Source organism: Bradyrhizobium sp. NBAIM01 (genome assembly GCF_020194115.1).
In the GTDB taxonomy this organism is placed as follows: domain Bacteria; phylum Pseudomonadota; class Alphaproteobacteria; order Rhizobiales; family Xanthobacteraceae; genus Bradyrhizobium; species Bradyrhizobium yuanmingense.
In genome coordinates, this window is sequence record NZ_JADYVU010000009.1 from 37,250 (window position 1) to 63,458 (window position 26,209).

Here is a 26,209-nt window from a genome sequence, read left to right on the forward strand (position 1 = left end):
CGAAGCCGAGGAGGCAATCATGAGTGAAAACGAAAAAACCAAGGGCGTCAGCCGACGAACCGTGCTCGGAACGACGGCGGCCGCAGCGGGCGTGGGCCTTGCCGGCGGAGTGATGCTGAAGGACGGCGGATTCGTCGCGCCTGCGGACGCGCAGACCAAGAATGCCGCGCCGAAAGCACCGGCAGCCCGGCCGGCCGTTCACAAGACCGAGGTCGCGCCCGGCGAGCTCGACGAATATTACGTGTTCTTCTCCAGCGGCCAGTCCGGAGAGATGCGGGTCGTCGGCCTTCCCTCGATGCGCGAATTGATGCGCGTTCCGGTTTTTAATCGCTGCAGCGCGACCGGCTGGGGGCAGACCAACGAAAGCATCAAAGTTCTGACCGAGGGGATGCAACCTGCGACCCGCGAGTTCCTGAAGAACCGCGGCGGCACCTACTTGAACGGCGACCTCCACCACCCGCACATTTCGTTCACGGACGGCACCTATGACGGTCGCTATGCTTTCATGAACGACAAGGCCAATAGCCGCGTCGCGCGGGTGCGGCTCGACATCATGAAGTGCGACAAGATCATCGAACTGCCGAACCAGCACACCGTTCACGGCCTCCGCCTGCAGAAATATCCGCGCACGGGCTATGTCTTCGCCAACGGCGAGGATGGCGTGCCGCTGCCCAATGACGGCAAGATCCTGGACGATCCCAAGCAGTATCGCTCGATCTTCAGTGCGATCGACGGCGACACGATGAAGGTAGCCTGGCAGGTGATCGTCAGCGGCAACCTCGACAATGTCGATGCCGATTACCAGGGCAAGTACTGCTTTGCGACCTGCTACAACGGTGAGGAAGGCGTCACTCTCGCGGAAATGACCGCCAGCGAACAGGACTGGGTCGTCATCTTCAACATCAAGCGGATCGAAGAGGCCGTGAAAAAGGGCGACTTCAAGGAGATGAACGGCGTGCCCGTGATCGACGGCCGCAAGGGTTCGGCCTACACCCGCTACGTTCCGGTCTCGAACAATCCGCATGGCATGAACACCGCTCCGGACGGCATCCACATCGTGGCGGCCGGAAAGCTCTCGCCCACCGTGACTGTGATGGACGTCCGCAAATTTGACGACCTGTTCGATGACAAGATCAAGCCGCGCGACGTTGTCGTTGCAGAACCGGAGCTTGGCCTTGGCCCGCTGCACACGGCCTATGACGGCAAGGGCAACGCCTACACCACCCTTTTCCTCGACAGCCAGGTCTGCAAGTGGAACATCGACCTCGCCAAGCGCGCCTTCAAGGGCGAGAAGGTCAACCCCATCCTCCAGAAGCTCGACGTGCACTATCAGCCGGGCCACAACCACACCTCGATGGGCCAGACCAAGGAGGCGGATGGAAAATGGCTCATCTCGCTGAACAAGTTCTCGAAGGACCGCTTCCTGAACGTCGGCCCGCTCAAGCCGGAGAACGATCAGCTGATCGACATCTCGGGCGATCAGATGAAGCTCGTGCATGACGGCCCGAGCTTCGCCGAGCCGCATGACGCGACCATCGTCCACCGCTCCAAGATCAACCCCGTCTCGATCTATGACCGCGCGGATCCGATCTTTGCGGATGCGGTCAAGCAGGCCAAGGCCGACGGCATCAACCTCGAGGCGGATTCCAAGGTGATCCGCGACGGCAACAAGGTGCGGGTCTATATGACTTCGACCGCGCCGGCCTACGGACTCGATCAGTTCCAGGTCAAGCAAGGTGACGAAGTGACCGTCTTCGTCACCAACATCGACGCGGTCGAAGACCTGACGCACGGGTTCTGCATCGTCAACTACGGCATCAACATGGAGATCGGGCCGATGGCCACCGCGTCGGTGACCTTCACGGCCGACAAGCCAGGCGTCTACTGGTATTATTGCTCCTGGTTCTGCCACGCCATGCATATGGAGATGAAAGGCAGGATGTTCGTCGAACCGAAATCGGTCTGATCGGAGTGACTTCGTGCGACTTCTGTTACGCATGTTTCCGGCGGCGCTGGCGGCCGCCGGATTATCCGGCTTCGCCGAAGCGGAGACCTTGACGGCTGCACCCGGCCAGCCGCTGCAAGCCGTGCTGGATCATGCGCGCGCCGGCGACGTCGTCGAGCTTGCGCCGGGCGAATATCATGGTCCGATCCGGATCGACCGCCCCTTGCAGCTGGTCGGGAGTCGGGACGCTGTGCTCGATGGCGATGGTTCCGGCAACGTCATTACCGTCAGCGCGGCCGATGTGACCATTCGCGGCTTGACCATTCGCGGGTCCGGCCGCGACTTGCAGGCGATGAATTCCGGGATCTTCCTGCAGAAGACGGCCGAGCGCGCGAGGATCGAGGACAACCGGCTGGTGGAAAACCTGTTCGGTGTCTATGTGCATGGCGCCAGGGGCTCGCGGGTGGCGCGCAACGAGATCGAGGGACTGCGCGGCGGGCGTCTCAGCGAGGCCGGCAATGGAGTCTCGCTGTGGAACGCGCCCGATGTCACCATCGCTAACAATACGTTCCGCTATGGCCGCGACGGCATCTTCTCGATCTCCAGCAGCAAGGACCGCTTCATCGACAACCGCTTCGAGCAGGTTCGCTTCGCGGTCCACTACATGTACACCAACGACAGCGAAGTCAGCGGCAACGTGTCGATCGGCAACCACGTCGGTTACGCCATCATGTACTCGAACCGTCTGGTGATCCGCGGCAACAGCTCCGATCGCGATCGCGACTATGGACTTCTCTTCAACTACGCAAACTACGCCGTGATCGAAGGCAACCGGGTCACCGGCGGCCAGCTGAACCCGACGATGCAGAAGCCGGAGGACGGGCCGGCCGAGGAGCGAGGCATGCTCCCGCAGCAGAAGCGGGAGAGCTCTCTCAAGACCGGCCCGGAAAAGTGCGTGTTCATCTACAACACCAACCACAACAAGTTCCGCAACAACTGGTTCGAGCGCTGCGCGATCGGCGTGCACTTCACGGCCGGCTCCGAAGGCAACGAGATCACGGGCAACTCCTTCGTCAGCAACGCCAACCAGGTGAAATATGTCGGCACCCGGCATCTCGACTGGTCGATCGGCGGGCGCGGCAATTACTGGAGCGACAATCCGGCTTTCGACCTGAACGGAGATGGTATCGCCGATACGGCGTATCGGCCGAACGACCTCGTCGATCGCGTGCTGTGGACCGCGCCGGCCGCGAAGGTCCTGATCAACAGCCCCGCAGTGCAGGTGATCCGCTGGGCGCAGGCGCAATTTCCCGCGCTGCTGCCTGGCGGCGTCGTCGACAGCCATCCGATGGTGTCGCCGCCGAACGGCCGCGCAGCGAAGGAAACGCCATGACGGGGATCGTACGCGTCAGCGACGTCACCAAGACCTATGGGCCGGTCAAGGCCGTGCGCGATACCTCCTTCACGCTTGGCCAGGGCGAGCTGGTCGCCTTGATCGGCCACAACGGCGCCGGCAAGACCACGCTCATGAAGCTCATGCTCGGGCTGATCCGGCCGACCAGCGGCTCCATCGAGGTTCTCGGGGACAATCCCGCCGCCGGTGAATTCGCGGGCCGACGGCAGCTCGGCTATCTCCCGGAAAACGTCTCCTTCGACCCTGCCCTGACCGGCCGCGAGACGCAGGCCTTTTACGCCAGGCTGAAGCGGGAGCCGGTTGCCAAGGGCTTGGAGTTGCTTGATGCCGTGGGCCTCGGCGCCGCCAGCCGCCGCCGGGTCAACACCTATTCGAAGGGCATGCGCCAGCGTCTCGGCCTCGCGCAGGCGCTGCTGGGGCAGCCGCGCGTGCTGCTGCTGGACGAGCCGACCACCGGTCTCGATCCGGAGCTGCGGCAGACCTTCTACGACATCATCGCGCGCCTCGCCGCGGCAGGTGCGACCGTGTTGCTGTCGTCGCATGCGCTGACCGAGCTCGAAGAGCGCGCCGGCCGGGTCATCATCATGAACCGCGGCGTCAAGGTCGCGGACGGATCGATCGACGAGCTCCGTCGTCTCGCCCGGCTGCCTACCAGGATCCGCCTCAAGGTCGCCGGCCTTTCGCCCAGCGAGATGCCCGGATGGGCTCCGCAAGACGCCACCTGCCGCCGCTTGAACGGCCACCTCGTCGAGATCGACGCCGCACCGGAGCGGAAGATCGAGCTGCTGCATCGCGCCACCGCCTCCGGCAATTCGGTCGAGGACGTCGACGTGGTCCCGCCGAGCCTCGACGAGCTCTATGCTCACTTTCTCCGACGATCGGAGCAGGCCTCATGAACATCCTGATCATCGCAGCCAAGGAGATCCATCAGGCGATCCGCAATCGCTGGGTGCTTGCGGCAACGCTGCTGCTGGCCGGGCTTGCCCTGTCGCTGACGTTTCTCGGCAGCGCGCCGACCGGCAATGTCGGCGTGCGCACGCTCGACGTTGTCATCGTCAGCCTGTCGAGCCTGACCATCTTTCTCGTTCCGCTGATCGCGCTGCTGATGTCCCACGACGCCATCGTCGGCGAGATGGAGCGGGGGACGATGCTGTTGTTGCTCAGCTACCCGGTGGCGAGGTCGCAGGTGCTGTTCGGCAAGTTCCTGGGCCATCTCGCCGTTCTCGCCTTCGCGACCTGCCTTGGCTACGGACTTGCCGTGGCGGCGCTGGCGGCGACGGGCGGCCGTATCGATGGCGACAGTCTCGTGGCCTTCGTGGCCATGATCGGCTCCTCGGTGCTGCTCGGAGCTGCGTTTGTGGCGATCGGCTATCTGGTCAGCGCGCTCGTGCGTGATCGCGGAACGGCTGCCGGCATTTGCATCGGATTGTGGCTGCTGCTGGTGCTCATCTACGACATGGCGCTGCTGGGCGTACTTGCGCTCGACCAGGGTCGCAGCATCTCTGCGGCCGCGCTCAACGTCATGCTGCTGGCGAACCCGACCGACGCCTACCGGCTGATCAATCTGACCGGCTTCGCCAATGTCAGCACGTTCGCCGGCATGGCCGGCCTCGCCCAAACCACGTCGCTGACGGTGCCGGTCCTGCTGACCTCCCTGCTCGGCTGGACGCTGCTGCCGCTGGGCCTGGCCGCGCTCGCCTTCTCGCGGAGGGAGCTATGAGGCGCCGAACGCTGCTGCTCGCCCTGCTGCTGCCGCTCGCGCTCGCGGGCTGCAACGACAAGCAGGCTGCCAATATCCCGCCGCCGCATCGGATGACCGCGGAGGACATCGGCCACTACTGCGGCATGAACGTGCTCGAGCATCCCGGACCCAAGGGTCACATCTTCGCCGCGAGCTTGATCCAGCCCGTCTGGTTCTCGTCGGTGCGCGATGCGATCGCCTTCACCATGCTGCCGGATGAGCCCAAAGACATTTTGGCGATCTACGTGTCCGACATGGGCAAGGCGCCCGACTGGGACAAGCCTAGCGCCGACAATTGGATCGAGGCGCGCAAGGCGCTGTTCGTGATCGAGAGCCGAGTCAAGAGCGGCATGGGCGGCGACGAGGCCGTGCCGTTCTCGGACCGGGCCGCCGCCGAGAGATTCGCAAGTGAGAACGGCGGCAGGATCGTCGGCTTCGACGAGGTGCCGCGGGACTACGTCCTCGCTTCCGCGAATGCCGGCGGCGCGGCGCCGGACGAAGCGTCCGAAGGGGCGCCGGGTGACGGAGCGAGGAGGACGCCATGACGCCAATGCTGTCCCGCCGACGCTTCATCCGGATCAGCGCCGCTGCCGCGGGGCTCGGCGCGCTGTCCGTCGGACGTCCCGTTTGTGCCGAGGCCGCGCCGGTCACCTGGCGCGGCACGATGCTCGGCGCGGTCGCAGCGCTGGAGATTCACGACGAAGACCGCCGCCGGGCCGAGCGGCTGATCGCGCTGGCCTGCGCCGAGGCGCGCCGGCTCGAACGGCTGTTCAGTCTCTATCTCGACGATTCCGCCCTGGTCGCGCTGAACCGGACGGGTGTCCTGGTTGATCCGGCCGCCGAAATGGTCGATCTGCTTTCAACCTCGCAGCGCTACGCCACGCTGACGGGCGGTTTGTTCGACGTCACGGTGCAGCCGCTGTGGGAGCTCTATGCCCGCCATTTCGCGCGAGCTGACGCCGATCCGGCCGGCCCTCGCCCAGCCGAGATCGAGGCTGCGCTGGCGCGCGTCGACAGCAGCCGGCTGTCGGTCAGCCGCGACCGGATCGTGATGCCCAAGGGCATGGCCGTCACCCTGAACGGGATCGCGCAGGGCTACGTTACGGACAAGGTGGTCGACCTGCTGCGCGCGCACGGCATCTCGCACAGCCTGGTCGACATGGGCGAGGCCCGGGCGATCGGCTCGCGTCCGGACGGAAGCCCCTTTGACGTCGGTATCGCCGATCCGGACAGCGCGGGCCACACCAAAACGGTGCTGCCGATCGTCGACCGCGCCGTCTCCACCTCAGGCGGTTACGGTTGCCAGTTCGATTCCGGGGCGCGCTTCAACCATTTGTTCGATCCCCGATCGGGCGGCTGCGCCCACCGCTATCGCAGCGTGACCACTGTTTCCCGCAGCGCGACTGCAGCGGACGCCTTGTCGACGGCGTTCAGCCTGATGCCGGACGGCCAGATTCGATCGCTGTTGCGGCGTGTCGATATCGACCGCGTGCACGTGATCGACGCGGCCGGCAAGTCGGTCGAATTATTGGCATAATACCCAACGACGACGCTCGTTTCCTTCCGGCGACTTCCCGGTTTGCGACCGCGAAGAAAGTTCGGAATTGTGGGCCAGTTCATAAAAGCTGGAGAGCCGCAGCCGCAGAGTTGATCCGCTCTGGCTCGAGCTGCCGCAACGACCAACTTCGCGACCGAAATGCCTGCATTAAGTCCATGAGCGCATTGGAAACATTGCGAGCCAGATTGCACGTTTGAGGAAGTGAAGCCGTAATTTTCACATTTTGGGAGCGCGCAGCGAAGAGACGCTCGCAGCAGGGGAGCCAAAAACATGCGTCGTGATTTGACCATCAAGACCGGCAGCATGGCCGGCACGTCCGATTTCAGGGTGATGGCTCCGATCAAGAAGGGATTCGTGCCGTCCCTGGATGCGACCACGTACAAGACCCGCGTCAAATACGTGCTACGGGCGCTGAATGGCGGACGCGCCAACGCGTATGAATACGAGCTCGCCCGCGTGCTGACCGATTCCGTTGACCGCGTCGGGCGGATCCACTCGGTGGGCATCGCCGTGCTCGAACCCGAGGACGAATCCGTGGACGGCGTGGACTATGTGCTGCTGACCGCCACGTTCGACGGCTCCTGGGAAGCCTATGTCCGCGTCATCTGGCAGAAGGCCGCCCGGCTGCTCGACCTCATCTTCTGCAATACCGATGGTTATGTGCTGGGATACGAGAACACGTACGAAAACTGGGGTATCTGGCTCAAGAGCAAGCAGACCGAAGCCTATTTCCTCTATGCCACTCCCGACCTGACCGTGGATGACACGCGCTTCCTGCGGATGGAGGAGCGGGTCTATCGGCGCGCCTCTGGCGCCGGCGCCGACAAGATCGTCACGCGGATCAGGATTCCCTCGCCGGAAGACATCGCGCGACACTCGATATTCGAGGTCGACGGCCAGGTCGGCGTCGATCCGACCAATGCCGGCTTCAGCAAACCGCTCAGCATCGAAGCCGCCGCCCGGCCTCCATTTCGCCACGGCATCCGCGCACTGGCGGGACTCTACCGTCTGGCCGACTTCTATCCGCCGGGGACGCATGACGGGGTGCTTCTGCATCGGGCCGGCCACGAGCTGCTGCCGGAATTCGTCACCATGATCAACGACCCCACCTACGCGGAAGGCGTCAAGCGCGCCCGCCGGCGCTATGATGAGGCCCTGCGCTGGTTGATGGCCCCGCCCGATGTGGCGCCGGTACGGCGCAACCTGCCCCTCGCCCCGCCGGCCGAACTGCCGTTGCAGGATCGCGGTAACGTGCAAGGCGGAATTCTGACCGCCTACAATTCAGATCACGGCTGCCTGCTGCTGCTGCAGTTCGCCAATCCGGCCGCACTGGCCGCGTTTCTCGACGTCCTCGAGGTGACTTCCGAAGCCGACGTTCTGACGCCGGGGCAGATCGTCACCAACATCGCATTCACGGTCGAGGGACTGCGTCAGGCCGGCCTGTCGGACGAAGAGGTGCGCACTCTGCCGGAAGAGTTCGTGCAGGGCATGGAAAGACGCGCCGGCCTGCTCGGCGACGTGCGCTGGAATCATCCGCAGCGATGGCGCCTTCCCGCCAGCAATTGGGCGCTCGGGATCGACGCGCCCGACCTGCCCGAAGGCGACCCGGCGCCGCGCATCAGCATGAGCTCGGTCCATGCCGTCCTTCAACTCCGCCTGTTGCTACCCAAGGACGCGCAGACGACGGCGGATGCGAGACATGCGTTGATGGCCGAAATGAAGCGCCTGGTCGAGGTCGATGCGGGTATCAGGCCCCTTTCGATCCAATGGATGCAGCGGCAGCGCGACAAGAGATCCCGCGACATGCAGGACCATTTCGGGTTCGCCGACGGCAGTTCGAACCCGGTGCTGCGTGAGTGCGAGGCCGGCACGCACTATTCCAATCAGGTGCATCTCGGCGAAATTCTGTGCGGCTATCCAAACATCGCCGACGAGACGGCGCCGTTCGGCAACGCGACCAATCGTGCTCACGCAATGCTCCGCGACGGCAGCTTCATGGCACTGCGTAAGCTGCGACAGGACGTCGAGCAGCTCGAGGATGTGCTCGCCCGCGCGACGCGACAAGCAGCCGAGACGGCCGGACCGGACGCACCTGCCCTGACGCGCGAGACGCTGATGGCCAAGATGATGGGACGCTGGCCGACCGGCCATCCCCAGGCCGGGCAACCCCTGACCCCTACTCCGCCCCCTGACAAAGGCCACAACGACTTCAACTACGACGCCGACCCGCAGGCCCAATCGTGCCCGTTTCACGCGCACATACGGCGCGCCAATCCGCGCGTGTCGATCACCAAGGCGGATGCCGGCGCCCGGCCCCCACGGATCGTCAGGCGCGGCATGTCCTACGGTCCGCCCGTCGACGCGCAAGCCGCCAAATCCGGCCAGCAACCAGAGCGCGGCCTGGTTTTCATGGCCTACAATGCCAGCCTCGGCGAGCAGTTCGAGGTGGTGCAGAGCTGGCTCTCTGGCGGTAACAGCGCGGGTTCGTCCTCGGGGGTAAGCGATCCTTTCCTCGGCCTCGCCGAGCCTGGCCGGCTCCGGCATTTCCGTTTCGAGCATGAAGGCCAAACCATTCGCGTCGCGCTCGACGGCTCGGACCGGCTCCACGACGAACCTCGTCCGTTCGTTCGTCTGGAATGGGGAGCATATTTCTTTGCGCCATCGAAGAAGGCGCTTGCCGATCTAAAGCAATGGGCGGCGAGCCGGGGGTATAAACCGGCCGTGACATGGTGCGCGGATCGGGGAGAAAAGGAGATCGCGCGTCTGCGCCTGATCGAGCGCCAGCAGGGCGAAGCCGCGGCGATGGCCGCGTGGAAGACAGCGCTCGAAGATCCGGATTCAGCCTCGCATTTCGTCAACGCCTCGATCTGGGCTGCGATCCGCGAGCGCCACGGCGGCGCGCTTCGCACGCCCTTCGGGGTCTTGGTGGCCGACCGCGACATGGTCTACAAGGTGTTCGCCGATTCCGACACCAAGCTGACCATCACCGGATATCTTCCCCGCATGCTGCGGTCGTTCGGCATCCTCTATCTTGGCCGCGACGCCGGGCAGCCAGACCAGGTCTACGAGCAGGAATCCGAGGCCTGCAATGCCGCGATCATGGCCCTTGACCAACCCGCCGCATTCGAGCTGGCGCGCGCGGTCACACAGAAGGTGCTGGGCTTGTTTGTCAAGCAGACGATCGACTATGCCGCCAGCGACGGCGAAGCGAGCTGGGAGCTGACCGTCGACGTGCACGAATTGGTGGATCCGCTGCTCGCCGCCTTCTGCGAAGCGTGGTTCGGGTTGAGCGAAGACGGGGGTCATTTCCGCCGCGTCGGCTATCGCTGGGATTGGACGCCGGGCGAGCCGCCCGGCTATCCCGGGCATTTCCTGTCCCCTTCACGCTACATCTTCCAGCCGCACCCGAACGCGACAGTGGAGGCGATCGGCGCGGCGCATGGCGATGCTGCGCGCCGTGCCATGGAAAATTTCCTGACGCAGTTCGGGCCGACGAACGCGCCGGTGACGAAGGCGGTTTACAACTCGCCGCGGGGCAACGGCGACATTCCGTTCGTGGCGCGCACGGTCGCAGGCGCCATGATGGGATTCATTCCGACCGTCGACGGCAACCTGCGGCGGATACTGAACGAATGGCTGCGCGAAGGAACGCTATGGGCGTTGCGCGCTCGCTACGCCGGCACGAAGGCAAAGAACTACATGGACGCCCTCAACCGGCTAAGAGACGACTTCATCCCCGCGATGCAACTTCGCGCGGTGCCCGAATTGATCTGGCGGACGGCGGTTGTTTCGCAGACCATCGGAGGCGTCGAGGTGAGGCCCGGAGACGTCATCGTCGCCGGCGCAGTCTCCGCCACCCAGCAAAGTCTCGCCGAAGGCCGCCAGGACATCTACCACGCCTTCGGCGGCAACCGCAGGGTCGCGGGGCATCCGACGCATTCATGTCCCGGAGCAGACCCGGCACTGGCGGTGATGCTGGGTTTCTTCAGCGCACTGGTGGAGACGGAGCTGCCCTTAAGGACCGGCCCCATTCCAATGAGCCTGACGATGGACGGAAGAGTTCCCGCGCCGAGCCCACCTCCACCCTAGAGCCGTGTAAGGGAAGGTGCGCAGGGGTTAGACGGCACAATGCCGAGCGAGCTGATCGTTGGCATAGACGACGGGTGTGCCGATGACGAGCCTGATCGTCTGCTCCGCATGCCAGTGCATGCCGAGCGCGCGCAGCTTCTCGGCGGCTTCCATCATGGTCTGGCGGGCCGCCTCGCCCCGGCCCTGCCCTGCGAGAAGCTCGCCGCGCAGGGAGAGGTTCAGAGCCGCATCGCGCAGCGAACCGCGCCAGCCTGCGGAGGTTTCGGCACGTCGCAACCAGCGCTCGCTCAAGCCGCGATCCTGGCGCAGCGCTGCGAGCTTCGCCAGCGAGCGGCATGCTGCCGCCTCGCCCAATCGCTCGCCTTCGCGTGCGCGGCGCAGGACATGGGCGGCATACCGCCGCGCCGTCTCGACATCGCCTTCGGCGGTCGCCGCCTCGACGAGCCAGCTGTACTGAACCGACGTGTAGAAGTGAAAATTGCGCCGCTCCATCCATTCCGCGGCATTCCGCAACTGCAGCAAGCCGTCGGCGTCGCCGGTCGCCGACCAGCGGGCAAATCCCGAGGCGGCGCGGCAATCCGCCAGAAGCAGCAGGCTGCGCGTGTTCTCGGCGATGCGCGCCCCTTCCACGGCGAGCTGCTCCGCCTCCTGCCAGCGGCCCTGCCAGATCAGTGCGACCGCAATCCAGTTGCGGACGGAATTGACGACTGGGTGAGTCGAGCCTTCGACCAGAGCCATGGCTTCACTGAAACAGGCGTGGGCGCCCTCGAAATCGCCGCGATCCGCCAAGACACCGCCCTTGCACGACAGCGCATAGGCCGCCCCGAAGGATATCGCACCATGACGCCGGCTGCGTTGCTGCTTGGTCGAAATGGCAGCGTCGATCAAGGCGATCGCTTCGTCGTACTGACAGCTTGCAGCCAGAATCTGCCCGAGCGTAGCTTCGATCTGGGCGATCAGGCGACGATCTTCGAGCTTGCGTGCCAATTCCAGTGCCGTCCGCGTGTGCGTCACGGCCTCCCGGAAGCGGCCGAACCCGTAACACATGTAGCCGAGCCATTCATAGGCGCTGGCCATCGCGGCGGTCTCGCCGAGGGAGGACGCGATCGCGACCGCGCGTTCGAACACGGAGGTATCGTCGGTCAGCGACAGCGGGTCGAAGATGTTGGCCATACCCAGCTTGTTGGCCAGCAGGCACCAGCGCAGCGATTGTTCGCGCGAGCGATCGGGCACGCGATCCAGCGCCTGCATCGCGACCTGGTACTGCGCACTGGCACGATCGAGCGCAAATGCAGCCATGGCCTTGTCGCCGGCACGTTCAGCATAATGGGCTGCGCTTTCCCAATGACCTGCGCCTTGCGAATGGTAGGCCAGAGCTTCCATCGCATCCTCGCGATCAGCCTGCTCGGACCGCGCCAGCAGGGTGTCTTCGATCCGCTTGTGCAATGCCTGACGCTCGTGCAGGCCAATGGTGTCGTAGACCGCATCGCGCGTGATGCCGTGCTTGAAGCGAAGGACGCCGCCCGCTGGATCCGCAAAGAGAAAGTCCGCATCCGCCAATGCCCGCACGATGGCCGGGTCGGGTTCGCTGCCGCAGGCCGAAACCAGCAACCCGTGCGGCACGGTGTTGCCGATAACGGCCGCGGCGCGCACCACCTTCGCCTCATCGGGCGGCAGGCGTGCCAGGCGCGAAGCGACCAGGGTTGCGATCCAGCCCTGTTTGCTGCGCGCTTCGAACGAGGCCGGATCGTTGGCGGCGATGGAATGGCAGAGCTCTTCGATGAACAACGGCACCCCGCCCGCATAGGCATGGATGCGGGCTACGAGGAAGGGATCGGCCTGCGGGACCCAACGTCGTACGGCAAAGTCGGTTTCCGGCCCCTGAAACGGTTCGAGAAACAGGTGCGGCGCGCCGGAAATCCATTCGGTGCCGTCCTCGCGCGGCCGGCTGGCGAGGATGACGCGAGGTCCGTTGGGCAATTCCAGCAAAGCCTGCAGCAATTGGCGGCTCGCGTCATCAGACCATTGCCAGTCGTCGATCACCAGCACCAGCGGGCCATGTGCCGACAGTCCGGTGAAGAACCCGAGCAGATCGCCGACGACGCCATCGACGGTGATGCGGCCGCCACGCGCATCGGCGCCGGCCGACGCCAGTGCCAGGATCGATTCTGCATTCGGACCGAGCTGGGCCGCCCATGGCTCCAGAGCCGCGCGCGCCGTCTCCTTTGCCTCGACGAGGGAGGCGTCCGCTCGAATTCCCAGCGCAGCGCGCAGCATTTGCAGGAATGGTTGCAGAACCTCGGCACCGACGTAACTCTCGCAACTGCCTCGCAGCAGCCTGATGCGCTCGGTGCCGACGTGCCCCAGCACCTCTTCCAGAAGGCGCGTCTTGCCGAGTCCGGGCCCGCCGACGACCACCGCGCAGCGTTGCGCCTGCGCAGGTGCTTCGCTCAGAAAGCGTGTCAGGAAGCCGAATATCTCGTTGCGGCCGATGAAGGGTGTCAGGCCGCGGCGCGAGGTTGCTTCGAAGCGTCGGGTCGCCGTGCTTCGACCCAACACCAGCCTCGCCTGCGGCATTCCCGAAGCCGCCGGGAGGTGGGCGGCGAGCTCGAAGAAGTTGGCATGCGGCCCAAGGGCATCGAGGCTGGCCAGGATCTGATCCGGACCGGCGTGGCGCGACAGGTGCGCTGCCGTGTTCACGACATCGCCGATCAGGTCATACCGGCCGGACTCGATGTCGCCTTGGGTCAGGAGCACGGTGCCGGCATGGATACCCGAATGCATTCGAAGCGGCATCAGCGCCGGCGATACGCCATCGTGGCGCAGCTCTCCGACCCATTCGTGAATATCGAGTGCTGCTTCCGCAGCACGACGACCGTCATCTTCGCCGGATTGGGGATAGCCGAAAATGGCGAGCGCACCGTCTCCCTGCGTTCGGATGATGCGACCACCGTGCTTCGCCACCGCGCGATGCCAGATCTGCCGCAACTGGCTGAGGAGTTCGGAAAGGTGCTCGGACTCGACATCCCGGCCCAGGGCGGTTGATCCGACAAGGTCGGAGAACAGCACCGTCAATCGATGACGTTCGCCTCTGGGGTCGCGGGTCTGCGTAATCATCGTCAATCGCAGCCAACTCGTTGACGAACCGCAAGAACGGTCTCCAGCGGGTGCCAGACCGGATGCAGCAAGTATCGCAAAAGGCCATAGTAACTCGCCCAACCCGCAAGTGGAAGCTCGCGGGGATTGCATCCGCCGAATATGACGATCAGGACGACCGCATTGGCCTAACCTATTCAAAAACCTCATGTCTTCCGTTTGCCGACGGCGCGGCGCCGCCTCGCCTGCGCCGTCTAAGGCGTGGTTCAAAGCCGGTGGTTCACAGCCGGAGGATCACGGCGGAGAATATCGAGCTGGCATTCCTAGGGAAGCGGCAGCCGGTCCAGCTGGCTCTGCGCCTTCTTGACGGCGGCCGCATACCAGCTCTGGCTCGGGGCTTCCTTGGCGAAGCACGCCGTGAAGGCGGTCATTGCCTTGTCCTCGCGGGCCATCTCGCCGCGCGGGTCTTTCTTGTCGATGGGCTTGGCCATCCTCTGCTTCCAGACCTTCTCGCAGGTCGCGATCGGGGCGGTCTTCACGGCCTCCCTTGCCGCGAGGAAATAGACCTTGTCGCCCTGGATCGCGACGACATCGATTTCGTCCGGCGGGCCCTTGAGGCCGCCATTGCCGCGCACGCCGAGCACAGCGGCTGCGACGCTCGCCCTTGCCGGTTTGGTGATCGGCAGCTCCGCGTAGATCGCGAAGGCGGCGTCTTGGATGGCGTAATAATAGAAGCGGTCGGATTTCAACGCGGCGCCACTGTCCTGAGGCATGCCGTCCTCGCGATGCTCGCCAAGCCAGTGCTTGAGCAGCCCGGTCGTGGTCACCACGGCCTGCATCTTGTCGCCTTCGGATGCGAAGCTCAGCCCGTCGAGATGGCCGAAGCCGATGTCGTCCTTGAACAGCGTATCGACATTCGACTTGCCCTCGGCCGGGACTCCCTTGATCGCGACCGGACCGATCAGACCGCGCAGCACGCCGGCCAGCTCCTTCAGGGCCGCATCGTGCTGCTTATAGATCTCGTCGCTCTCCTTGGCATTCGAGAATTTTGCGATGTAGCGGTCACGCAGGTCGAGATAATGCTGCTCGGGCGCGGCCGCCCCGGCGGGCGCGGCCAGGACGAGCACGCAGAGCAAGGCAAGCAATCTCATTGCAATTCCGGAAGACTGGAAAGCGATCTCCCATCTTTGTGCCGAGGCCGCGTGCCAAGGTTCATCCATTGGCGGAACGCGGGTGCCCTACTCTGCCGGCGTCAGTTGCTCCCGGTTCAGCCGCACGGCCGCCGTCTCCCGCACGCGAACGCGGGCGCGGCGCTTGCGCCACCAGATCACGACGCCGGTGACAGAGAGCGCGGCGACCACGAGGCCCATCACCGAGATCAGGATACGCCCGAACAGTCCGACGATGCGCCCCGAATGCAGCGGAAACTGCGCCTGCACGAAGATGTCGGCGGCGGTGCCGACCCAGGGCAGCCGCTCGCCAATGGGGCGGCCGTCCTCGCTGTCGTAATAGAGCTGCGCCGGGCCGACGCCGCCGGCACCGTGATCGTCGCCGGGATGGAAGAACGCGGCGGCGTAGACGCCATGGGCCGGGCCGTAGCTGAGCGCGCCGACCGGGGTGGTCCAGCCTCGCGCCTTGCCGTCGGCGGCCGCGCGGGCAGCAATCTCGGCGAAGGTCATCTTGGGCTCGATCGGATTATCGAGATCGCGATAGGGCCGCTGCTCATAGGGTGTCGGGGTGTAGTTCGACACCATCTTCATCAGCGGCGAGAACACCTCGAAGTAGAGGTTCAGCGAAAACGCGGTGAAGGCGATGATGAACAGTACGCCCCACGTCCACAGGCTGAATGCGCGGTGGATGTCGAAATTGATCCGGTAGGCGCTGCCCGAGGTCTTGATGGTCCAGGCCGGCGCCCAGCGCGCCCAGAAGCCGCGCTCGAGCTGGCGCGTGACCTCAGGCGCCCGCGCGGCCTTGGCGCGCCGGCGCGAGGGCAGCGTCAGATAGAACCCGACGAAGCAATCGATGGTCCAGATGATGGCGATGATGCCGAGCACGCGCATGCCCCAGCGGTCGCTGCCCCAGAATTCCGGGATGTGCATCGTGTAGTGCAGCTTGTACAGAAACGAGACGAAGTTTTCCCGCGTGACGGGCCAGACCGCGCCCCAATAGCGCCGGCCGAGCTCCGCACCGGTGTTGGGATCAAGAAAGACCTGGTTGTAGTCGAGCGGGTAACGCTTGCCGGTCGCGGGGTCGATTCGCGGCATGACGAAGAACCACAGCGAGTGGCCCTGCTCCGGCGTCATGAAGAGGTAGACGACGCGCGCGCGGGGATCGCGCTGCTCGATCATCTTGGCAAGCTCGAGCGAGGGAATGGCCGGGCCCTTCGTCGAGACATCGAACAGATGGCTGTTCAGGACGTCGTCGAGCTCGTGATCCCAAGAGATGATCGCGCCGGTGATGCCGGAGAAGAACAGGAAGGCGGCCGTCAGCAGTCCCGCCCAGCGATGCAGTTTGCCGAATATCGCTCTCATCGCTCAGATCTCATTCCCACTGGGCCCGGCCCCTCATTTGCCGGACCGCTTTTCGATTGGACTCGCCGCCGGCAGTTCAGCCGGTGGGCCTTCGGCCTAACGCAGGGACAGTTGCAGTGCGAGAGGTCCGACATTAGAATTTATCGAGACTGGCCAATAAGCTGCGCGACAAAGCGTCCATGCGTGATCGGGTGTCGACGCAGCCGCGTGCGTTACGGCCAATCGGCAAAATTCAGCGTCGGTCTCGATCGCCCCGCTCTCGCGCGTGCCGCAACGCGCCGACGCCATACGCCCGGTGCCTCGCCGGTGTGCTTGCGGAAAAAGCGGCTGAAATAGGCGGTGTCCGTGAAGCCCAGCGCAAATGCGATCTGCTTGACGGCGATGGTTCCAGCCTCCAGCCGCGTCGCCGCTTCCCTGACGAGGCGCTGCTGAATCAGCTCGCTCGGCGAGCGCTTCAGCTCGCGGCTGCACAGCGCGTGCAGGCGATCCGGCGTGGTGCCGAGTAGCCTGGCGTAATCGCTGACGCGCAAGTGCTGTTGATAGCGCTCCTCGAGCAGCCTGCGGAACCGGCTCAGGATCTCGGTGCTGCTGCTCTCCTCGTTGCGGTTCCCATCGCCAGCGAACAGGCGCCAGAATCGCAGCACGCACAGCGTCAGCTCCGCCGACATGATCGACGCTGCACTACTGCGTGCGGGCGAGGCGATCTCGGCGGCGATCGCCGCGATCGAACGCGCGAACGTGGCCGCGAGATCGGCCTCGACCTGCAACGCCAGGATGCCGCCTGCGCCCTCGAGCGCGAGATAGGCCGCCTCCGCCGACGGCGGGAGATAGCGATGCCAGATACCGGCGCGCAATTGCAGCAGCTGCGCCGTCGTGCCTGCCGACACCTCCAGATAGTCGGCGGATCCCGCCGGGAGCCAGACCAGCGCGGATCCGACCGTCCGCATGGTCCTGCCGGCCTGACCGATCTCAGCGGTCCCGCCGCCGGGAAGGCAGAGCAGATGAATGAACGGACGGGCCGCTTTCGAGGTCAGCGTCCATCGCCGCGCGACGTAGTGCGCCGCGATCAGCTCGGCGCCCACAGGCACAGCCCCACTCGGGGCGGTTGCCGGTGCCGGATCTGGGCCCGCGACGCCTCGACGCACTTGGCCACCGAGACCAGAACCGTCCAATCTTTCACCGGATTTGTCCATTGTGCGAGCAAAGCTTGGGATGCTTGCTAGGTCAAGTCCGGGTGGCGGCCGGCTCAATGATGCCGCCCTAGAGAAAGTTGGGATCAAGAGGAAACGACCACTCACTGCGATGCCGACCATCGCTTGAGTGCAACAGGAGGGAGACACGATATGTTTTCAGCGAACCGTCGAACGTTGCTGCGCGTCGTTGGCCTTGCGGCTCTGGCCGGAACGCTGGGGACGTCCTCGGCCGATGCGCAGGAGAAGATCCGGATCGGCTACGCCATTTCCAAGACCGGTCCTTATGCCGGCGGCGCCGGCATCACCACCCTGCCCAACTATGAGCTGTGGGTGAAGGACGTGAATGCCGCCGGCGGCATCAAGCTCGGCGATAAGACGCTGCCGATCGAGGTGGTCGAATATGACGACCGCAGCAGCTCGGAAGAAGCCGTCAAGGCGATCGAGCGCCTCGCCAACCAGGACAAGGTCGATTTCATTCTTTCGCCGTGGGGCACGGGCCTCAATCTCGCGGTCGGCCCGACTCTGAACCGTCTGGGCTACCCTCACCTCGCGGTCACGTCAGTGACCGACAAGGCGCCGGAGCTTGCCAAGCGCTGGTCGAACGCGACGTTCTGGCTCGGGACGTCGGCCCAGATATCCGAGGGGCTCGCCGATCTGCTCGGCAAGCTGAAGAGCGAAGGCAAGATCGGGGCGAACATCGCGATGGTCAGCATCGCCGACCAGTTCGGCATCGAGCTGTCCGCCGCGGGCCGCGAGGCCTTCAAGAAGCACGGCTTCAAGCTCGGCTATGACAAGACCTATCCGATGGGCACGCAGGATCTCCAGCCTCTGTTGAAGGATGCGATCGCGTCGAACCCGGATGCGTTCGTCGCCTTCAGCTATCCGCCGGATACGATCGCGCTGACCGAGCAGGCGCAGCTGTTGAAGTTCAACCCGAAGGTTTTCTATGTCGGCGTCGGCACCGCGTTCCCGCTCTACAAGGGCAAGTTTGCCGCCAACAGCGACGGCGTGATGGGCATCGGCGGTTGGAATGCCGAGTCTCCGCAGCTGAAGGAGTATCTGGCGCGCCACAAGGCCACGACCGGCAAGGAGCCCGATCGCTGGGCGAGCTCGATCACCTATGCGAGCCTGCAGGTGCTCCAGCAGGCGATCGAAAAGGTCGGCAAGCTGGATCGCACCGCTGTCGCGGCGGAAATCCGTGCGGGCACATTCGAGACCATCATCGGCAAGGTCAAGCTGAAGGACGGGCTGCTGCAGGAGGTCTGGAGCGTCGGACAGTGGCAGAACGGCGAGTTCTACGCCCTCGCGCCAACCTCGCTGACGGGCGCGCGCGCCGCGGTCGTGCCCAAGCCGCAGTGGCAGTAAGGCTGGTTGGCAGGCCTTGCGTCGGCGAGGCCTGCCTGCCGTCCGCTCAAGGGGACGCCGCTTCATGTTGCTCGTCGACATCATCCTGCCGGGCCTCGTGCTCGGCGGCATGTACGCGCTGATCGCGCTCGGGCTGACGCTGCAATATGGCGTGGCGCGGATCATGAACCTCTCCTATGGAGAGTCGCTGGTCGCGGCCGCCTTCGGCGCGTTCTCGCTCTACGGCGGCCTTGGGCTGAGCCCGCTCGCGGCGCTGCTGCTGGCGGTCCCGGTCGCGATGGTGCTGAACTGGCTGCTATATCGCTTCCTGCTGGAACGGCTGATGCGGCGCGGCAAGGACCGGGGCGCACAGGAGATCGACAGCATCCTCGTCACCTTCGGCGTTCTGTTCGTGATCCAGGGCGCCATGCTGGTCGCCTTTGGCGGCCAGTACTACAGCTACAGCTATCTCTCCATTCCGCTGACGATCATGGGCTCGACGCTTGCCGTCAATCGGCTCGTCGCGCTGCTGTTCGCGGCGCTGGTCGGCGGCGCCGTCTATCTCGCCCTCACCCGCACCCGGATCGGCACTGCGGTACGCGCCATCGCCGTCGATGCCAACGCCGCGCGTCTCGTCGGCATCGACGTCGCGGCCCTGTCGGGGCTGGCGTTTGCCTTCGGCGGCGGCCTCGTCGCCGTCGGCGGTGTGCTGATCAGCATGTTCCTCACCTTCAATGCCGCGATGGGCGTGGTCTTCACGATGAAGGCGCTGGTCGTCGTCATCATGGGCGGTGTCGGCAACGTCATCGGCGCGCTGGTCGCCGGGCTGCTGCTTGGTGTGGTCGAGACCGCGGTGGCGCGGCTGGTCGATCCCGGTCTGACGCTGGCTGCGACCTACGCACTGTTTCTCGGCGTGCTCGTGATCAAGCCCACCGGCCTGTTCGGCAGGGCGGCGTCATGACGGGGCCCGTCCGCATTCTGCTGTGGTGCGCCGGCCTCGCCCTCGCCGCATGCCTCGTCACCTATCCGCTCTATGCCAACGGCTATTATCTCGCGCTCGGCATCAGCGTGCTCTATTTCACGATCCTGGCGACCGCGTGGGCGATGTTCTCGGGCCCGACGCGCTACATCTCGCTTGCAACGGTCGCGTTCTTCGGGCTCGGCGCTTACACGGCTGCGGTGCTCGGCGAGACCATGCCTTGGCCGGTCGTGCTGCTGGCCGCAGCCGGCGTGGGCGCACTCACCGCCGCAATCACCGGGCTTTCGACGCTGCGGCTGTCCGGAATCTATTTCGTGATCTTCTCCTTCGGCCTGGCCGAGCTGATCCGGCAGCTCGTGATCTGGTACGAGGTCAACATCCACAAGTCGGTCGGCCGCTATCTCTTCAGTGCGGTGACGCAGGACGTTCTCTACTGGCAGCTCCTCGGTTTGACCACGATCGTCTTCCTGGTGGGGTGGATGCTCGGGCGCTCGCGCTACGGGCTGGCCCTGCGCGCCATCGGCGCCGACGAGACCGCGGCGAGCCATTCCGGCATCGATGCCACGCGGATCAAGCTCGGCGTCTTCATTCTGAGCGCGACCTTCATGGCGGTGACCGGCGCGGTGATGGCGCCACGCTGGACCTATATCGATCCGGCCATTGCGTTCAATCCGACCATCTCGTTCCAGGTCGTGATCATGGCCCTGCTGGGCGGCGCGGGCTCGCTGTTCGGGCCCGTGCTGGGCGTCATTCCCCTGGTCCTGCTGTTCGAGGTGCTGACGGCGACGCTGCCCAACCATTTCAGCATCGTGCTCGGCGTCATCTTCGTGTTCATCGTGATGGTGTTGCCGAACGGCGTGATCGGCCTGTTCGGGGCGGGCCGCTGGCGTGTTCCGGCCGGCGGTCCCGCCGCCGCGCCCGCCCGCGCGGGCGATGCACCGCTGCTCGCGGTCGACGGCGTCAGCAAATCGTTCAGCGGACTACGCGCCGTCGACGGTGTCAGCTTCACAGTCACGCCGGGCGAGATCATCGGCATCATCGGCCCGAACGGATCCGGCAAGACGACGCTGTTGAATACGCTGTCCGGGGCGCTGCGGCCCTCCTCGGGCACGATCCGGCTGGGCGGCATCGTCCTCAACGGTATGCGCGCGCACCAGATCGCGCGCCTTGGCCTTGCGCGCACGTTCCAGCTGGTGCGCGTGATGCCGGACCTGACGGTGGCCGAAAACGTTGCGGCGGCGCGGCTGTTCTCGACGACGAACGGCTCGGGCGCAACGGCAAGCGAGCTGCTGGACCTCGTCGGGCTCGGCAAGCTGCAGGAAACGCCCGCGAGCGAGCTGACCTATATCGACCAGAAGCGGCTCGAGCTTGCCCGCGCGCTGGCGCTGCAGCCGCGCCTCGTGCTGCTCGACGAATGGCTGGCGGGCCTCAACCCGAGCGAGCTCGAGACCGGCATCGCGCTGATCGCGAAATTGCGCGATCGCGGCCTCACCATCATCATGGTCGAGCATGTCATGGATGCGATTCGAGCGCTGTGCAGCCATTGCATCGTCATGAATGCCGGCAGCGTGATCGCGCGCGGCGCGCCGGAGGCCGTGTTGTCCGATCCAAAAGTCGTTGCAGCCTATCTCGGAGGCGACGATGCTTGAGGTCGCCGCCCTCTCCCATTTCTATGGCAAGCACCAGGCTCTCGCCGACATTGCGCTCGCTATTGGGCAAGGCGAGATCGTCGCGATCCTCGGCGCCAACGGCGCCGGCAAGTCCACCTTGCTCAAGAGCATCGCCGGGCTGGTCAAGCCTGCCCCCGGCGCAACGATCCGGTTCGAGGGACATCACATTGGCGAGCTGCCCGCCCACCTGATCGTGGAGCGCGGCATCGCGCTGGTGCCCGAAGGCCGCGGCGTATTCGGCGATTTGACGGTTGCCGAGAATCTGCAGCTCGGCGCCTACCCCGCCCGCGCCCGCGCAGGCGAGGCAGACCGGCTCGCGAGGATCCTGCGACTGTTCCCGCGCCTTGCCGAGCGTATGGCCCAGGCCGTTCGCACCATGAGCGGCGGCGAGCAGCAGATGGTGGCGATCGGCCGGGCGCTGATGTCGAACCCGCTGCTGCTCCTGCTCGATGAGCCTTCGCTCGGCCTGTCGCCCCTGCTCAGCCGCGAAGTGTTCCGTGCACTGGCGGAGATCCGTAGCAGCGGCCTCAGCGTGTTGCTGGTCGAGCAGAATGCGCGGGCGAGCCTCGACATCGCCGACCGTGTCTACCTGATCGAGTCCGGCCGCAACGCCGGCAGCGGGCCGGCCAGTGCGATGAAGAACGATCCGGAGGTCCAGCGCGCCTATCTCGGCAAGGCCCGCGCGGCCCCGTCCCCACCATAATCGCTCAATCCCGCCTGCAACCTTTGGAGTGCATCATGAACGCGATCGACCTTCTCATCGGCGGCAAGGACCAGTCGGCCAGCCATCAGCGTACCTTCCAGCGCCACAACCCGATCTCCGGCGACGTCGCGACGATCGTGGCGGCGGCCTCGATCGACGACGCGATGCGGGCCGCGGACGCTGCGGCCGCCGCCTTCCCGGCCTGGTCGCAGCTTGGCCCGTCCGAGCGCCGCAAGCGGCTCAATGCGGCCGCCGACATCCTCGCACGCCGGGCCGCGGAATTCACCGCGCTGATGGTCGCCGAAACCGGCGCCACCGCGGGCTGGGCCGGATTCAACGTGCACCTGGCCGAAGGCATGTTGCGCGAAGCCGCGGCCATGACGACGCAGATATCCGGCGAGGTCATTCCGACCGACAAGCCCGACAATCTCGCCATGGCGTTTCGCCAGCCGGTTGGCGTCGTGCTCGGCATCGCGCCGTGGAACGCGCCTGTGATCCTCGGCGTGCGCTCGGTCGCGATGCCGCTCGCCTGCGGCAACACCGTGGTCCTGAAGGCGTCCGAGATGAGCCCCGGCGTGCATCGGCTGATCGGAAGCTGCCTGGCCGAGGCCGGCCTCGGCGACGGCGTCGTCAATGTCGTGACCAACGCGCCAGAAGATGCGCAGGCGGTGGTCGAGGCGTTGATCGCCCATCCCGCGATCCGCCGCGTCAACTTCACCGGCTCGACCCGCGTCGGCCGCCTCATCGCACTGGCATGTGCAAAGCACCTGAAGCGCGCGCTGCTGGAACTTGGCGGCAAGGCCCCGCTCGTCATCCTCGACGATGCCGACCTCGACGCCGCCGTGAATGCGGCAGCGTTCGGCGCCTTCATGAACCAGGGGCAGATCTGCATGTCGACCGAGCGGATCGTCGTCGACGACAAGGTGGCGGACGCCTTCATCGCCAAGTTCGCCGCCAAGGCCAGGAGCCTTCCCTTCGGCGATCCACGCAAGGGCAATGTCGTGCTCGGCTCGCTGGTCAGTGACGCCGCCTGCGAGCGCGTCCGGGGCCTGATCGACGATGCCGTCGCCAAGGGCGCCGTGCTCGCTGCCGGCGGCCACGGCAGCGGCACCATCATGCCCGCCACCATCGTCGATCATGTCACGCCGGCGATGCGGATCTATGGCGAGGAGAGCTTTGGTCCGGTCGTGACCGTGGTGCGCGTGAGCGGGGTGGACGAGGCCGTGCGCGTGGCCAATGACACCGAGTACGGCCTCTCCTCGGCCGTGTTCGGCCGCGACATCGCCCGTGCGCTCGGCGTTGCCAGGCGGATCGAGGCGGGCATCTGCCACGTCAACGCCCCGACCGTGCATGACGAGCCTCAGATGCCGTTCGGCGGCACCAAGGCGTCAGGCTACGGCCGCTTCGGTGGCAAGGCCGCCATCGACGAGTTCACCGAGCTGCGCTGGGTCACCGTGCAGACCGGGCCCCGGCACTATCCGTTCTGATCGGGCGGAAGGAACAGGTCCGGCCTCCAAGGCCGGACCGTCCTCGCGTTGTGCTCACCAGCGGTAGGTCAGCCTGGCGATGGCTTTCCGCCCTTCCGCGTAGAAGCAGCCCGACATGCTGTAACATGAGGCGACATAGCGGGTGTCGGCGAGATTGGTGACGTTCAGCGCCAGGCGCCAATTGTCCCTGTTGTAGGCCAGCAGCGCGTCGAGAACGGTCGACGATCCCACCTTGAACGTGTTGGCCTCGTCGCCCCAGGTCGCGCCGACATAGCGGATGCCGCCGCCGAACTGCAGGCCGGCGAGCGGCCCGTTCTGCAGCGTATAGTCGCTCCACAGCGAAGCGCGGTTGAGCGGCACCGTAGTTGGCGCCTTGCCGACATTCACCGGATCCTGCGTGACCATGGCGTCGACATAGGCATAGGCGGCGCGCAGGTTCCAGCCATCGGCGAGCGACATCGTGCCTTCGAGCTCGATGCCGCGCGACTTCACCTGCCCGATCTGTTCGTAAAAGGTGGCCGCGGGCACGTACACAGCGACGTTATCGCGCGTCAGGTCGAAGGCGGCGAAGGTGAACAGCGCGTTCCAGCCGATCGGCTGATACTTGACGCCGACCTCGTATTGGACGCCGGTCTCGGGATTGAGCATTTGTCCGCCAAACCCGGTCGCGAGCAGCGGCAGGAACGATTCCGAGTAGCTGAAATAGGGCGCGATGCCGCTATCGAAATTGTACATCACGGCGGCTCGGCCGGTGAAGGCCGAGGCGTCCTTCGCGGCCGTGGTATTGGCGATACCGTTATCGACCTGCGTGGTCACGAAATCCTGGCGGCCTCCGAGCTGGAACGAGAGCCGGCCGAGCTTGATCTGATCCTGCGCATAGACGCCGACCTGGGACTGCTTGACGCCGGTGTTGTCGTACATGGCGCCAATGGCGTAGTCGTAGCTGTAGTTCGGGTTGAAGACGTTGATCTCGGGGGACGAGGTCGTGACGCTGAAGGCGGTGTCGCGGAAGGAGGTGTTGCGATAGTCGACGCCAACCAGCGTGGTGTGGCTGAGAATGCCGGTGGTGAACTTGCCCTGGAGCTGGTTGTCCACGGCGAACGAGTTGATGTAGGAGTTGCTGTAGCTGCCATAGCGCGCGAGCTGCCCTGCGGCTTCGTTGGTATAGCCGCCGCCATAAAACACCTTCTCCTCGTTGTGCTGATAGGCGTAGCGCAGATTTTGCCGGAACGTGACGTTGTCGGTGAAATTGTGCGCGAGCTGGTAGCCGACGGTTGCGATCTCGGTGTTGAATGCGTCGAAGCCCGGCACGCCCGCGAAGAACGAGACCGGGATGGTGCGGCCGTTGTTCGGCCAAACCGTGCCCGAGGCCGGCAGGAACTGAAGGCCCCACCCTGCCCGGTCCCGCTGATAGTTGGCGAGCAGGGTGATGGTGGTGTCCTCGTTCGGCTTGAAGGTGACGGCGGGCGCGATGAAGACGCGATTGTCCTTGCTGAAATCGACCTGGGTCTCGCCGTCGCGCACGACGCCGGTCAGGCGCCACAGCACCGTGCCTTCCTTGTTGGCGGCGCCCCCCATGTCGAACTGGCCCTGATAGCGGTTGAAGCTGCCACCCGAGATCGAGACCTCGCCGAACTGCTGCGCCGTCGGCAGCTTGGTCACGTAGTTGAGAACGCCGCCTGTGCCGCTGCCGCCATACATCGCGGAGGACGGACCCTTGAGCACCTCGATACGCTCGGCCCCATAGGGCTCGAGGCCATTGAAGTGCACGTAGTTGCTGGAGGGAATCCGCAAGCCGTCGACGAAGAGGCCCGGCATCGTCATGTCGAAGCCGCGGATCTGGAGGCCGCCGAAGCGGGTGTCCGAGCCGCCATTGACGTCGCCGCTGACGCCGGCGGTGTAGCGCAAGGCCTCGCCGATCGAGACCGCGCCCTGGTTTCTGATCTGGTCGGTGGTGATGACCGACACCGACTGCGGCGTTTCGATCAAGGGCGTATCGGTCTTGGTGGCGGTGCCGCTGCGCGTCGCGACGAAACCGCGTACCGGTCCGTTGGCGCGTTCGCTCGTGGCACCGTTCGATGCTGCCGACTGAGTGGGCGCGGCCTGCTGCGCCGGGCCCCGACGATTGGCGCGTGCGGTTCGCGCCGCCGCAGCCCGTCGCGACGACGCAATCGCCGCTGGACGGGTGCGCTGCGTCGGCGCTTCGACGGTGACAGAGGGAATCTGCGTCTGGGCTTGGGCAGAGCCGAAGGGCACGGCGAGAGCGAGTGTGCTGGCCGCACCGAGGAAGAGCATCTGGATTTGTCGGCGGCGCGTGTTCTTACGCGAAGAAGGTTGGAAATCGGTCACGTCTGTTGAGCCCCACGCACTGCCGGCTTTGCCGGTATCGATCTTGATGGCCCGCCCTAACTCAGGCGGTTTCGGAGTGCGATAGGAACGGCGTTAGAATTTCTCCAGAC

General features: G+C 65.3%; 17 protein-coding genes. 12 read left to right on the top strand and 5 right to left on the bottom strand.

Annotation, left to right across the window (positions count from 1 at the left end):
- Nucleotides 1-19 precede the first annotated feature (19 nt).
- The 7 genes from nosZ (at nt 20) to I6F31_RS36735 (ending at nt 10,747) form a co-directional block, all read left to right on the top strand.
- On the top strand, nt 20-1,966 hold the full coding sequence (gene nosZ, locus I6F31_RS25945; RefSeq protein WP_128261662.1) for a TAT-dependent nitrous-oxide reductase: 1,947 nt from the start codon (nt 20-22) through the stop codon (nt 1,964-1,966).
- Between the two features lie 13 nt (nt 1,967-1,979).
- Entirely contained in the window at nt 1,980-3,338 is a 1,359-nt protein-coding gene (locus tag I6F31_RS25950; protein ID WP_109143766.1) for a nitrous oxide reductase family maturation protein NosD, read from the top strand.
- Nucleotides 3,335-4,255 carry an ABC transporter ATP-binding protein gene (locus I6F31_RS25955; RefSeq protein ID WP_225186326.1) on the top strand — a complete coding sequence of 307 codons (921 nt, stop codon included), beginning with the start codon at nt 3,335-3,337 and terminating at the stop codon, nt 4,253-4,255. Before I6F31_RS25950 ends, I6F31_RS25955 begins: the two co-directional genes overlap by 4 nt.
- Nucleotides 4,252-5,079 carry an ABC transporter permease subunit gene (locus I6F31_RS25960; RefSeq protein ID WP_225140876.1) on the top strand — a complete coding sequence of 276 codons (828 nt, stop codon included), beginning with the start codon at nt 4,252-4,254 and terminating at the stop codon, nt 5,077-5,079. Before I6F31_RS25955 ends, I6F31_RS25960 begins: the two co-directional genes overlap by 4 nt.
- Nucleotides 5,076-5,645: a nitrous oxide reductase accessory protein NosL gene (locus tag I6F31_RS25965; RefSeq protein ID WP_036039555.1), complete on the top strand. Its 570-nt coding sequence runs from the start codon at nt 5,076-5,078 to the stop codon at nt 5,643-5,645. Before I6F31_RS25960 ends, I6F31_RS25965 begins: the two co-directional genes overlap by 4 nt.
- Nucleotides 5,642-6,637: an FAD:protein FMN transferase gene (locus I6F31_RS25970; protein WP_225147966.1), complete on the top strand. Its 996-nt coding sequence runs from the start codon at nt 5,642-5,644 to the stop codon at nt 6,635-6,637. The genes I6F31_RS25965 and I6F31_RS25970 overlap by 4 nt, the downstream gene beginning before the upstream one ends.
- A gap of 519 nt (nt 6,638-7,156) precedes the next feature.
- Nucleotides 7,157-10,747, top strand: a complete 3,591-nt coding sequence (locus I6F31_RS36735) for a Dyp-type peroxidase (protein ID WP_225186327.1) — start codon at nt 7,157-7,159, stop codon at nt 10,745-10,747.
- A 27-nt stretch (nt 10,748-10,774) separates the two neighbouring features.
- On the opposite strand, the gene I6F31_RS25980 is transcribed toward I6F31_RS36735, so the two are convergent.
- The 4 genes from I6F31_RS25980 to I6F31_RS25995 all read right to left on the bottom strand — a co-directional run bounded on the left by I6F31_RS25980 (nt 10,775) and on the right by I6F31_RS25995 (nt 17,462).
- The gene (locus I6F31_RS25980) at nt 10,775-13,864 is read right to left on the bottom strand and encodes an adenylate/guanylate cyclase domain-containing protein (protein ID WP_225186328.1); all 3,090 of its coding nucleotides are present in this window, start codon (nt 13,862-13,864) and stop codon (nt 10,775-10,777) included.
- A 302-nt stretch (nt 13,865-14,166) separates the two neighbouring features.
- Nucleotides 14,167-14,994 carry a hypothetical protein gene (locus tag I6F31_RS25985; protein WP_225112882.1) on the bottom strand — a complete coding sequence of 276 codons (828 nt, stop codon included), beginning with the start codon at nt 14,992-14,994 and terminating at the stop codon, nt 14,167-14,169.
- An 87-nt stretch (nt 14,995-15,081) separates the two neighbouring features.
- The gene (gene fsrB / locus I6F31_RS25990; RefSeq protein WP_036039542.1) at nt 15,082-16,374 is read right to left on the bottom strand and encodes a siderophore utilization protein FsrB; all 1,293 of its coding nucleotides are present in this window, start codon (nt 16,372-16,374) and stop codon (nt 15,082-15,084) included.
- A 212-nt stretch (nt 16,375-16,586) separates the two neighbouring features.
- Nucleotides 16,587-17,462, bottom strand: coding sequence for a helix-turn-helix domain-containing protein (locus I6F31_RS25995; protein WP_225112881.1), 876 nt, complete (start codon nt 17,460-17,462; stop codon nt 16,587-16,589).
- A 255-nt stretch (nt 17,463-17,717) separates the two neighbouring features.
- Between I6F31_RS25995 and I6F31_RS26000 the strand changes: the two genes are divergently transcribed.
- The 5 genes from I6F31_RS26000 (at nt 17,718) to I6F31_RS26020 (ending at nt 23,750) form a co-directional block, all read left to right on the top strand.
- The gene (locus I6F31_RS26000; protein WP_225112880.1) at nt 17,718-18,932 is read left to right on the top strand and encodes an amino acid ABC transporter substrate-binding protein; all 1,215 of its coding nucleotides are present in this window, start codon (nt 17,718-17,720) and stop codon (nt 18,930-18,932) included.
- A gap of 64 nt (nt 18,933-18,996) precedes the next feature.
- Complete coding sequence (locus I6F31_RS26005; protein ID WP_109143775.1) at nt 18,997-19,872, top strand: branched-chain amino acid ABC transporter permease; 876 nt, start codon at nt 18,997-18,999, stop codon at nt 19,870-19,872.
- A complete protein-coding gene (locus I6F31_RS26010; RefSeq protein WP_225112879.1) occupies nt 19,869-21,539 on the top strand; it encodes a branched-chain amino acid ABC transporter ATP-binding protein/permease in 1,671 nt (556 codons plus the stop codon). Before I6F31_RS26005 ends, I6F31_RS26010 begins: the two co-directional genes overlap by 4 nt.
- The gene (locus tag I6F31_RS26015; RefSeq protein ID WP_036028046.1) at nt 21,532-22,263 is read left to right on the top strand and encodes an ABC transporter ATP-binding protein; all 732 of its coding nucleotides are present in this window, start codon (nt 21,532-21,534) and stop codon (nt 22,261-22,263) included. Before I6F31_RS26010 ends, I6F31_RS26015 begins: the two co-directional genes overlap by 8 nt.
- 35 nt (nt 22,264-22,298) lie before the next feature.
- Nucleotides 22,299-23,750, top strand: coding sequence for an aldehyde dehydrogenase (locus I6F31_RS26020; RefSeq protein WP_225112878.1), 1,452 nt, complete (start codon nt 22,299-22,301; stop codon nt 23,748-23,750).
- A gap of 54 nt (nt 23,751-23,804) precedes the next feature.
- Here I6F31_RS26020 and I6F31_RS26025 read toward each other — a convergent pair whose 3' ends face one another.
- Nucleotides 23,805-26,045, bottom strand: coding sequence for a TonB-dependent siderophore receptor (locus I6F31_RS26025; RefSeq protein WP_225147963.1), 2,241 nt, complete (start codon nt 26,043-26,045; stop codon nt 23,805-23,807).
- Nucleotides 26,046-26,209 lie beyond the last annotated feature (164 nt).